An 11,149-nucleotide genomic window follows, 5' to 3' on the forward strand; every position below is an offset into this window, starting at 1 on the left:
TTCCGGTCCGGTGACATATGGTTGGCGGGATCGCGCCGCTATGGCGACCTCAAGCAGCTTCTGGTCCCGCCACAGGCGATAGAGCAGACCGCGCGGCTCGCCGTGCCGCTGCGACCCGGCGAATGGCTGGCCGAGCGCAGGGCTCGACTGGATACACGGCTGAAGGAGTTTGGCCGCGCGGCGCGAACCGGCACGATCCCAGGCGGCATCATCGAGAACGGCAAGCTGCACATCGACAAGCTGAGGGCCGACACGCCCGAAGGGGCCGAGGATCTCGTGCTCGATCTCTATCAACAGCTCCCGCCCGCGAGGATCACCGATCTGTTGCTGGAAGTCGATGAGCGAACCGGATTTTCCGAGGCGTTCACGCATCTGCGCACCGGCGCGCCCTGCAGCGACCGGATCGGCCTGATGAACGTGTTGCTGGCGGAAGGCGTCAATCTCGGTTTGCGCAAGATGGCGGCGGCGACCAACACGCACAGCTTCTGGGAATTGCTGCGGATCGCGCGCTGGCATGTCGAAGGCAGCGCCTATGATCGGGCGCTCGCCATGATCGTGGAGGCCCACGCCGCCCTGCCCATGGCCGCCTTCTGGGGACAAGGGCAATCGGCATCCAGCGACGGGCAGTTCTTCCTTGCTACCGAGCAGGGCGAGGCGATGAATCTGATCAACGCGAAATATGGCAACGTCCCGGGCCTCAAGGGATACAGCCATGTGTCCGATCAATATGCGCCGTTCGCAACCCAGGTGATCCCGGCAACGGTCAGCGAGGCTCCCTATATCCTGGACGGGCTGCTCATGAATGACGCGGGCCGCCGCGTTCGCCAGCATTTTGCCGACACGGGCGGCTTCACCGATCATGTGTTCGCCGCCTGCGCCTTGCTCGGCTACAGGTTCGCCCCCCGTATCCGCGATCTCCCTCAGAAAAGACTCTATGCCTTCACGCCCAACGCGACGCCGGCCAATGTGCGAGCGCTGGTCGGAGGTAAGATCAATGAACCGCTCATCGAGCGCAACTGGCCCGACATCCTGCGCATCATGGCGACGATCGCAGCGGGGATCGTCGCCCCCAGCCAGATTCTTCGCAAGCTCGCCTCTTACCCGCGCCAGAATGAGCTGGCCCTCGCATTGCGAGAGGTGGGCCGCATCGAGCGAACCCTGTTCATGATCGACTGGATTCTTGATGCCGGCCTCCAGCGCCAGGCTCAGATCGGCCTCAACAAGGGTGAGGCCCACCACGCCCTAAAGCGCGCCATCAGCTTCCACCGCCGAGGTGAAATCCGGGATCGATCCGGCGAAGGCCAGCACTATCGCATCGCCGGAATGAACCTGCTCGCCGCCATCATCATATTCTGGAACACCATGAAGCTCGGCGAGGTCGTCAATACCCGGGCCGCCAGCGGTACCCATATCGCGCCTGATCTACTCGCCCACGTCTCGCCGTTGGGATGGGAACACATCAATCTAACCGGGGAATATCGCTGGCCCAAATCCTTAGCGTAGGATTCCGCCCCCTCCCGCAAACGCCCCCTACGATTGAGAAGCGCGGCGGAATCTCTTAGATTGATCGCTGGAGGCTTTGTTCGCGGAGACGCGCACATTGCCTTCTTTTCGTTTTAGGAAGCGCTGCCCTAAGCGACAGAAGCCAGAGCTTTGACAATGCGGCATTCCGCGATGGAGCCGACCATGTATCTTGATCCTATCGGTGCAGACACGCGATGATGGCGGTCACGACGGCGGTGGTTTCCGCGACGTCGCGCACCCTCACTGTGTCGAGGCCGATTTCAGCAGCGGGATAGTCATTCCCACCGGGGAATATCGCATCCCCAATGAACAGCATCCCGTCGAGCGGGACACCGCTCTCGGCACTCAGGCGCTTCAGGCCATAGCCCTTGTCGATCCCTGCTCTGGTCACGTCGATCGATGTCGTGCCACCGAGATTGATCGAGAGCTCCGGCAGCTTCGCGCGCAACGTGGCCTGCAACGCGGTCCTCTTCTTTCGGTCAGGATCCCACGCTTCCTTTTCCTTCAGCGGCGCTGCCTGCCCCAGGCCCGAAAAGGTGATCTGGCTGCCCCGGTCCTCGATCCGTTCGCCCCAGATACGTTCGTCGGCGAGACCGGCATCGGTCAGCGCCTGATCGAAGGCCGTGCGGATCTTCGCCTTCTCCGCGTCGTCGAACAGTTCGGCATAGACCGCGCGCCAAGCGCCATTGATGAACCGATAGAGTTTCGTGCCTGTGGTCGGCATCAACCAGAGACGGTCGAGCGCGACGCCGGCAGGAAGGCGCGAGGCGATCTGCTTTTCGAACTGCGGCCAGTCCCCGCCCGAGATCACCGCCACATCCGTGATGGCGAGCAATCGGGCGAGGATTGCGGCCATATCCTCCGATAACGGCCGCTTGCTCTCGGCAAGCGTGCCGTCGAGGTCGAAGGCGATCAGCCACTTCATGCCGCCTTCCCTGCCGGATCGCGGTAGGCGAGCAGCCTGAGCGCATTGATGACGACGAGCAGCGTCGATCCCTCATGAACCGCCACCGCTGGCCCAATGCCGAGGCCGAGGATGGTAGCAGGCACCAGGAAGGCGACGACACCCAGGCTGACGAAGACGTTCTGCCGGATGATTCCACGGGTATGGCGGCTAAGACCGACTGCGAATGGCAGGTGCGCCAGATCGTCGGCCATCAGCGCCACGTCGGCTGTCTCCAGCGCAACGTCCGACCCCGCCGCGCCCATCGCGATGCCGACCGTGGCGCTTGCCATCGCCGGCGCATCGTTCACGCCGTCGCCCACCATCGCGACCTTGTCTTCGCCGGCGAGCTTCTTGATCGCGGCAACCTTGTCTTCGGGCATGAGGTCGCCCCACGCTTCGTCGATCCCGACTTCGTCGGCGATCGCTTCGGCGACTTTCTGGTGATCGCCGGAGATCATTATCATCCGCGACACGCCCATCTCGTGCAGCCGACGCAACGCGGTCTTGGCAGCTTCGCGAGGCGTGTCCATCAGGCCGATCGCGCCCAGGTCGCGGTCCCCCTTGCGGACCACCATTGTCGTGCGGCCGTTCTCGCGCAGCTTCGCGATTGCGTCCTGCGCGCCCTGCCCCAGCGCCGGAATGCCCTCACTTCCGAACATCTCGGCCTTGCCGATCCACACCGTCTCGCCATCCACGCTCGCGGTGACGCCCCGACCGGTCAGGCTCTTGAGGTCGCCGGCAGTCGGCACGGCACGATCGTTCAGACGTTCGCGGCCGTCCTTGACGATCGCTTGGGCCAGGGGATGGTCGCTCAACGCTTCGACGGCGACAGCCAGCGCCAGCAACTCGCCTTCATCGGCGCCATCGACGGGCACGACATCAGTGATGCGCGGACGACCTTCGGTCAGCGTGCCCGTCTTGTCGAAAGCGATCGCTTTGAGCGACCCGAGGTTTTCGAGCGGTGCACCGCCCTTCACGAGCACGCCGCCCCGCGCTGCACGGGCAACGCCCGACAGGACCGCGCTCGGCGTTGCGATCGCGAGCGCGCACGGGCTTGCCGCCACCAGCACCGCCATCGCGCGATAGAAGCTGTCGCGGAACGGCTCGTCGACGACCACCCATGCGAACAGCAGGAGCACTGACAGGACCAGGACGGCGGGCACGAAGATCCGTTCGAACCGGTCGGTGAAGCGCTGCGTCGGCGACTTCTGCGTCTCCGCTTCGCTCACCATCTTCACGACCTTGGCAAGCGCGCTTTCATTGGAACGGCGTGTCACCTCGATCTCGATCGCGCCGCCGCCGTTGATCGTACCAGCAAAAACCCGGCTTTCCGCGTCGACTGCATCGGGCTTGGCGCGTGCCGCTGCGGCATCTGCGACCGGCACCTTGTCGACCGGGATGCTTTCACCCGTGACCGGGGCCTGGTTGATCGCGCTGGTGCCCTTGATGACGAAGCCGTCGGCAGGCAGGCGCTCGTTCGGGCGGACGATGGCAATGTCCCCGACGACCATCTGCTCGACCGGGATTTCGCTGGTCTGCCCGCCGCGTCGCACGGTCGCGGTTTCGGGCGCGAGCTTCGCCAGCGCCTCGATCGCCTTCTTGGCGCGGCCCATTGCATAATGCTCAAGCGCATGGCCGAGGCTGAACAGGAACAGCAGCAGCGCACCTTCGGCCCATGCGCCCAGCGCAGCGGCGCCGGCCGCAGCGACCAACATCAGCGTGTCGATCTCGAACTTCTTCATCCGGAGGTTGTCGATCGCCTCGCGCAGCGTGAAGAATCCGCCGAAGAAATAGGCTGCGATATAGCAGGCGGTCGGCAGCCATTCGGGCGCGCCAGCGACCAGCCTCTCGATCGCGTAGCCGATCCCCAGCAGCGCGCCACAGGCGAGCGCGAAGATCAGCTCGGTATTGGGGCCGAGAAATTCGGCGTGGCTATGGTCGTGGCCATCGCCGGGGCCGTGCTTCTCTTCGCCCGCGCCGTGGCCCCCGGGGCCGTGGTCGTGGCCGGCATGTTCATCGGCAGCGACCCGCTTGCCCACCCTCACCTTCAGCTTGCGAAGCGCAGCGCGCACCTCCTCTTCGGTGGTTTCGCGGCGATCATATTCGACCCGGACAGACCCGCTGGTGCTGGCGCTTGCCTGGACCACGCCGGGCAAGGCGCACAGCGCATCGCTGACCGTGCGCGCCCGACGTTCGTGGTTGATCCCCGTCACCTGCCAGATCGCATGGCCGTAGCGCTCGGTGATTTCGGCACCTGCGGCGCGCACCATTTCGCGCAACCGTGGCAGCGGCAGCTTGGCGGCATCGAAATGGATGCACAGCGCCGCTGGCGTGTTGCCGTCGAGACAGATCACATGCGCCCGCTCGACACCTTCGCGCTTTGACAGGGTTGATACGAGACGGTCCAGGCAGGCATCGGCCGCGTCAGGAAGGTCCGGCAACAACACTGGAATGTCGAGTTCGAGCTTGTCGTTCATGACGACCTCCTTTCGCTTTTCTTGGTTTCGGCGCGCGCGTCGCGCAGGATTTCGACACCGCCCTTGATGGCGATGATGGCGGTGGCGAAGCCGACCAGCAGGTCCGGCCAATTGGTACCCAACCACAGCACCAGCACGCCGGCGATCAGGATGCCGCCGTTGGAAATGAAGTCGTTGAAGCTGAAGGTGGTTGCGGCCCGGAGATTGACGTCCGGATCCTTGAGGCGCTGGAGCAGCCGCAGGCAGAGGTAATTCACGACGCCGGCGATCGCGGACATGACCATCATGGTAGGTCCGATGGGCTCGCTGCCCTGCACGTAGCGCCGTCCGACATCGATCAAGATGCCGCCCGCGAAGATCAGCAGCATGACGCCCGAAGCGACCGCGGCGCGTGTCTTCCATGTCTGGCCCCGGGTGAGCGCCACAAGGCTCAGCGCATACACAGCCGTATCGGACAGGTTGTCGACGCCGTTGGCGATCAGCGCGCTCGAGTCCGCGAAGAAGCCGGAAACGAAGAAGCCCGCAGCGATCGCCGCGTTCAGCAGCAGGACGATCCACAGTGTGCGGCGCTCCTGCCCGCCATTGTTGTCGTTGCCCGGGATCATCCCATCATCTCCTCAAGTGTCAGCAGGGCCAGGAAGCCGACGAAAAACATCGAGCTGATGAGCGGGGTGTCGGGTTTCTCGTGCGCCTCGACCAGCAACTCCTCCGTGACGAGGTAGAGCAGCGCCATCAGCCCGAAGCTGAGGAAGCCGGCGATCATCACCGGCGACAGCGCGGCGACCGGCACGGCAGCGAGCGCGCCGATCGGCAGCAGCAGGGCCAATGCCGAGACGATCACGATGATGCGCAAGCGCGAGCGATAGGTTTCCGCCAGCTCGTCGGTCAGCGTCAGTCCCAGAAATAACACTTCCAGAGTGAGCGCGATCGTCAGCAGGAGACCTGCCTTCTCGCCCGCCACGAAAGCGAGGCCGAGCACCAGGCCGTCGACCAGAATGTCGATGCCGATCGCGGCGAGTAGCGCCATCGGCCCCTTGAAGCGGGCCTCAAGAGCCTTGAGCCCCAGCATGGTCGCGACGCCCGCCGCCCCGCCGATCAACGTCGCGCTGGGCGATGCCTCATGCTTGACCTGCGGCAGGATTTCGGTCGCTGCCGCCGCGAACACGACGCCGGCAGCGAGATGCTGTAGGCCCGCCACGAGGCCAGGTTTCAACTTGGTGCGGCTCGCGACAATCGCGCCGAGCACGACCGCCAGCACAGGCGCAAGCGTATAGAGCAGTGCCTGCATTTCCTAGGACTCCTCCGGGGTTCGGTGGCAGACGCGGATCTTCCCGCGTCGCGTGAACGCGATCGATCCGCCCGCCACGACAGCCCGCGAATGGTCGCCGCGAAACTCGTCACCGGTTCGCTGCGCGCGCAGGATCTCGGTCCTGCCCTTCGGCAGCCAGGTGACGGCCATTTTCAAGCCGTCATCGATGAAGTCGACATCGGCGCGTGTGCCGTCGTCGCAGTACATGATGCGCTGCGCGATTAGTTTCGACGTCAGATGCTTTTCATGCGCCGGCTCGGTAGGCTGGGTCGGCGCTGGATTACACGCCCCTATAACCGCCCCGGAGACGAGAACGACGCCGAGGCGCGCGATCGCCAGACCGGCCCGATTCAGGCCGCACAAGGTTGTCACATTTGAAATCGACGTGTCAGACATCGGTCTCTTCCGACGAAGCGCCCTGTGGCGTTCGAAGGCAGGGCAGTTCATCGCGTGCCTTCCTGCTCGCAGATCCGGGTACGGCCATCGCCTTCCACGATGGTGAGCTGCGACCCCTTGAAGGTCGCGGTGGCTGTTTCGCCGACATATTGCAGGCCCTGCGCTGGCGCGGTCAGCATCATCGGCGGTCCCCCGTTGGAGCGCCGCAAATCGATCTGCAGGCCGTTGTCCTTGTAATCGACGAACAGCGGTTCCCCGTCGGAACAGCGATATCTATGCCGCCCCATTTCCCCGGTCGCCACGGCGCTGTCGGACGAATGGATCTGCTGCTCCGTTGGCGGGGCTGGCGGCTTTCTTTCCGAGCACGCCGCGAGCCCGACAACGAGGATGACGGCGGGCAGCACCCGCTTACAGTGCATCATCATCGCGCCTTCCTCCTGTAGCGGAAGGGGACGCGCTGACGATTGATAGCCCGGGCAGGCTGACCTACCCGCCAGCGGAGATAGGTTGCGAGGCGATCGTCAGATTCGACCATCAGGGATCGCAGGCGGCGCAACATCATCGCCGCGAACGGCAGGGAGAGCGCCCCGCGCAGCGTGCAGCTATGCGTTAGCCTGGTGCCGCCATCGTCCCCCGCCAGCTCGTACCGCTCTTCGAGCGTGAACAGATAGGGGATGCCGCAGGACCAAGCGAAGGCGTGCGGTTTATCGAATCGATCAATCCGTGCTGGCGTCCGAATTGGCCGGGTGATGCCCTGGATCGCAAAGGTGCATTCTGTGTCGCCGAGCCGGGACGGATCATCGAGAAATACGAGCGGACTCCACGCCCGGCGATGATCCGGATCGGTGAGTGCCGACCAGATGCGCAGTGGCCCGCCGTGAAGCATCGAGCTGGTTATGGTGCGAGGCATATCCCCATCTCCCAGAGATGGGCGGGGCGATCGCGGATCGCCCCGCCCATCCATCAGGCCAAGTTGTTCACGAAGGTCTGACCGTGGTCGTCCCCTTCATGCTCCTCATTGTAGTGCTCGGGTTTCTCGATCACTTTCTGCCCGAACCGGGCATAGAGTGTCGGCAGCACGAACAGCGTAAGAAGCGTCGCCGAGATCAGACCGCCGATGACGACCGTCGCCAAAGGCTTTTGAACCTCTGCGCCGGCGCCTTCGCCCAGCGCCATCGGCACGAAGCCGAGGCTGGCGACTAGCGCGGTCATGATGACGGGTCGCAGACGCTGCATCGCGCCAACATGCGCGGCTTCCTCGCGGCTCATCCCTGATCGGATCAGATCTTGGATCGAGCTGACCATGACGAGGCCGTTGAGGACCGCGATGCCCGAGAGGGCGATGAAGCCCACTGCCGCCGAGATCGAGAAGTCCATGCCCCGCAGGAACAGCAACAGGACGCCGCCCACCAGCGCGAAAGGCACGCCGGTGAACACGATCGCGGCGTCGCGGACCGATCCCAACGCCCCGTAGAGGAGCAGCAGGATCAAGATGAAGCAAGCCGGAATGACCAGCTTCAGCCGTTCGCTTGCCGATTGGAGGTTCTCGAACTGGCCGCCCCATTCGAGATAGGTGCCGGCAGGCAGCCGGAGTTGGCTGCCGATCGCCGCCTGCGCATCCGCCACGACGGATCCGACGTCGCGGCCACGCACGTTGGCTTGCACCACCACGCGCCGCTTGCCGTTCTCGCGGCTGATCTGGTTCGGACCATCGACCACCTTGATCTCGGCGACGCTGGACAGCGGTACATAGCCGCCGCCTGCCACCGGCACCTGCACCTGTTGGAGCAGGCCGATGTCGGCACGCTGCGCCTCCGACAGGCGGATCACCACGGGGAAGCGACGGTCGCCCTCGAAGATCTGGCCCGATGTTCGCCCGCCGATCGTCGCAGTCACGGTGTCCTGCACATCCTGAGCCGTAACGCCCAACCGCGCCATCGCGTCGCGGTTGACGCGAATGTCGAGCATGGGAAGACCGGTCGTCTGCTCCACCTTCACGTCCGCTGCGCCTTGCGTTCTGCGCAGCACCGCCGCGATTTGCTCGGCCGTCCGGTTCATCTGGTTGAAGTCGTCCCCGAACACCTTCACCGCGATGTCGCCGCGCACGCCGGCGATCAGCTCGTTGAAGCGCATCTGGATGGGCTGGGTGATCTCGTAGGCATTTCCCGGAATCTTCGCGAGATTACCCTCGATCCGGCTGACCAGCTCCTCCTTGGGAAGCTCAGGATCCGGCCAATCCTTGCGCGGCTTCAGGATGACGAACATGTCGGTCGCGTTCGGCGGCATCGGGTCGGCCGCCAGCTCGGCGGTGCCCGTCTTGGAATAGACGAATTGCACCTCCGGCTGCTTCGACATCATCCGCTCGATCGGCACCTGCATCGCCTGGCTCTGCTGGACCGACGTTGCCGGAATGCGGAGCGACTGGATCAGCAAATCGCCTTCGTCGAGCTGCGGCAGGAACACCGAGCCGAGCGTAGTGAAAGCAAGCGCCGCCACCACAAGGCTTCCCACACCCGCACCGATCGTCAGCGTCGGGCGCTTCATGGCCCGGTCGAGACCGGGTTCGTAGCGCTTCTTCAGCCACGTGATGATGCGGCCGTCCTTCTCCTCGACCTTCTTCGACAGCCAGATCGCAATCATCGCCGGCACGAAGGTGAGAGAGAGGATGAAGGCGAAGGCGAGCGCGATGATGACGGTCAGCGCCATCGGTCCGAACGTTTTACCCTCCACGCCGGTCAGCGTGAGCAGCGGTACGTAGACGAGGATGATGATTGCCTGCCCGTACACAGAGGGACGGATCATCTCACGCGCAGCGGCTGCCACGGTCGCGAGCCGTTCCTTGACGCTGAGCAATCGGCCTTCATGATGCTGTTGCTCGGCAAGCCGGCGCAGCGCGTTTTCGACAATGATGACGGCGCCGTCGACGATCAGACCGAAGTCCAAAGCCCCAAGGCTCATCAGATTGGCCGAGACCCCAGCGCGCAGCATACCAAAGCCTGTCAGCATCATGGTGATCGGGATGACCAACGCCGCGATCAGGGCCGCACGGAAGTTGCCGAGCAGCAGGAAGAGCACGACGATGACCAGCACCGCGCCTTCGGACAGGTTTTTCGCGACCGTCTTGATCGTCGAATTGACCAGCTCGGTGCGGTTCAGCACCGGCTGAATTACGACGTCAGGAGGCAGCGAAGCGTTGATCGTCTTCAGTTTCTCAGCGACCGCGGTCGACACGATGCGGCTGTTCTCGCCGATCCGCATGATCGCCGTGCCGACGACGACTTCGGTACCGTTCTCCGATGCCGAACCCATGCGGATCGCCTGACCCGTCTTCACAGTCGCAACTTGTTCGACCGTGATCGGCACGCCGTTACGTGTCGCGATCACGGTCCTGGCCAACTCGCTGGCATTGCGAACGAGCGCATCCGAGCGAACAGCCAGACCTTCGCCATTGCGATTGACGAAGCCACCGCCGACGCTGGTGTTATTGCGCTCCAGCGCATTTCCCAGGTCCGTCAGCGTGATGCCGAGCGAGGCCAGCTTCTGCACGTCGGGCACGACGAGGAACTGCTTGGCGTAACCGCCAATCGAGTCGACACCGGCGAGGCCCGGTGTGGTCTTCAGAAGCGGCGTCACGATCCAGTCCTGCGCGGTGCGCAGGTAGGTCGCCTTGTCCTCTTCGGTCGTCAGTCGCTCGCCCTCTGGCGTGATGTAGCTGCCATCGGGCTGTTGGCCCGGTTCACCGGGCTTGTGCTTGTCGTCCTCGCGATGATCGAGACGAACGGTGTACATGTACACCTCGCCCAGGCCTGTCGCGATCGGACCCATTTCAGGGTTCACGCCGTCGGGCAGATTCTCTTGCACGCCCCGCAGACGCTCGCCCACCTGCTGGCGGGCGAAATAGATGTCCGTCGCGTCCGAAAAGACCGCCGTGATCTGCGCGAAGCCGTTGCGGCTCAACGAGCGCGTATATTCCAGGCCGGGGGTGCCGGCGAGCGCGGTTTCGATTGGAAACGACACCTGCTTCTCGACCAGCTCGGGCGAGAGGGCAGGCGCGCGGACGTTGATCTGGACCTGATTGTTGGTGATGTCCGGCACCGCGTCGATCGGTAGCCGGTAGAGGGAAAAGGCGCCGATGGCGGCGACGATGACGGTGAGGAGCAGGACTAGCCAGCGCTTCTCGACCGCCCAGGTTACGATACGGGCGATCATGGCTTAATCCTCGTGGCTCGCTTCGCCCTTGCCGATCTCGGCCTTGAGCGTGAAACTTCCGGTGGTGGCGATCTGTTCGTTGCCGGTCAGGCCCGACCGGACGATCACCGTGTCGCCCGACGCATCGCCGAGCTGGACCGGGGTCGCCTTGAAGCCGGTGGGCGTGCGCACGAACACGACCGACTTGCCCTCGAAACTCTGGACCGCCGTCGTCGGCACGCGGACCGCCCCGCTCCCGCCGCTGCCCGTGAGCTGCACGGCTGCCGTCACAGGCTCGCCGACCCGCCA

Annotated in this window: 9 protein-coding genes and 1 pseudogene; 1 reads left to right on the top strand and 9 read right to left on the bottom strand. The window is 64.4% G+C overall.

Annotated features, from left to right (window positions below; translation table 11 throughout):
- Nucleotides 1-1,503: Tn3 family transposase (locus BHQ40_RS22390; RefSeq protein WP_139139429.1), on the top strand; the 1,503-nt coding region annotated here is incomplete at its 5' end.
- Nucleotides 1,504-1,699: 196 nt separating this feature from the next.
- On the opposite strand, the gene BHQ40_RS22395 is transcribed toward BHQ40_RS22390, so the two are convergent.
- From BHQ40_RS22395 to BHQ40_RS22435, 9 genes and pseudogenes are all read right to left on the bottom strand, one after another.
- Nucleotides 1,700-2,449: an HAD-IIB family hydrolase gene (locus tag BHQ40_RS22395; RefSeq protein ID WP_004212890.1), complete on the bottom strand. Its 750-nt coding sequence runs from the start codon at nucleotides 2,447-2,449 to the stop codon at nucleotides 1,700-1,702.
- On the bottom strand, nucleotides 2,446-4,947 hold the full coding sequence (locus BHQ40_RS22400) for a heavy metal translocating P-type ATPase (RefSeq protein WP_004212886.1): 2,502 nt from the start codon (nucleotides 4,945-4,947) through the stop codon (nucleotides 2,446-2,448). The genes BHQ40_RS22395 and BHQ40_RS22400 overlap by 4 nt, the downstream gene beginning before the upstream one ends.
- Nucleotides 4,944-5,552 (bottom strand): cation efflux transmembrane domain-containing protein, encoded by a 609-nt coding sequence (locus BHQ40_RS22405; protein ID WP_004212885.1) that lies wholly within the window; start codon nucleotides 5,550-5,552, stop codon nucleotides 4,944-4,946. The genes BHQ40_RS22400 and BHQ40_RS22405 overlap by 4 nt, the downstream gene beginning before the upstream one ends.
- Nucleotides 5,549-6,235 (bottom strand): ZIP family metal transporter, encoded by a 687-nt coding sequence (locus tag BHQ40_RS22410; protein ID WP_004212882.1) that lies wholly within the window; start codon nucleotides 6,233-6,235, stop codon nucleotides 5,549-5,551. Before BHQ40_RS22410 ends, BHQ40_RS22405 begins: the two co-directional genes overlap by 4 nt.
- Nucleotides 6,236-6,238: 3 nt before the next feature.
- Nucleotides 6,239-6,652 (bottom strand): hypothetical protein, encoded by a 414-nt coding sequence (locus BHQ40_RS22415; protein ID WP_004212881.1) that lies wholly within the window; start codon nucleotides 6,650-6,652, stop codon nucleotides 6,239-6,241.
- Between the two features lie 47 nt (nucleotides 6,653-6,699).
- Nucleotides 6,700-7,077 (bottom strand): hypothetical protein, encoded by a 378-nt coding sequence (locus BHQ40_RS22420; RefSeq protein WP_009824022.1) that lies wholly within the window; start codon nucleotides 7,075-7,077, stop codon nucleotides 6,700-6,702.
- Nucleotides 7,074-7,562, bottom strand: coding sequence for an SRPBCC domain-containing protein (locus tag BHQ40_RS22425; protein WP_004212879.1), 489 nt, complete (start codon nucleotides 7,560-7,562; stop codon nucleotides 7,074-7,076). The genes BHQ40_RS22420 and BHQ40_RS22425 overlap by 4 nt, the downstream gene beginning before the upstream one ends.
- A 53-nt stretch (nucleotides 7,563-7,615) precedes the next feature.
- Complete coding sequence (locus BHQ40_RS22430) at nucleotides 7,616-10,861, bottom strand: efflux RND transporter permease subunit (RefSeq protein WP_004212878.1); 3,246 nt, start codon at nucleotides 10,859-10,861, stop codon at nucleotides 7,616-7,618.
- A 3-nt stretch (nucleotides 10,862-10,864) separates the two neighbouring features.
- Nucleotides 10,865-11,149 (bottom strand): annotated as a pseudogene (locus tag BHQ40_RS22435) (efflux RND transporter periplasmic adaptor subunit); the annotation flags it as partial.

It is taken from the genome of Sphingobium phenoxybenzoativorans, assembly GCF_001757355.1.
GTDB classification, from domain to species: domain Bacteria; phylum Pseudomonadota; class Alphaproteobacteria; order Sphingomonadales; family Sphingomonadaceae; genus Sphingobium; species Sphingobium phenoxybenzoativorans.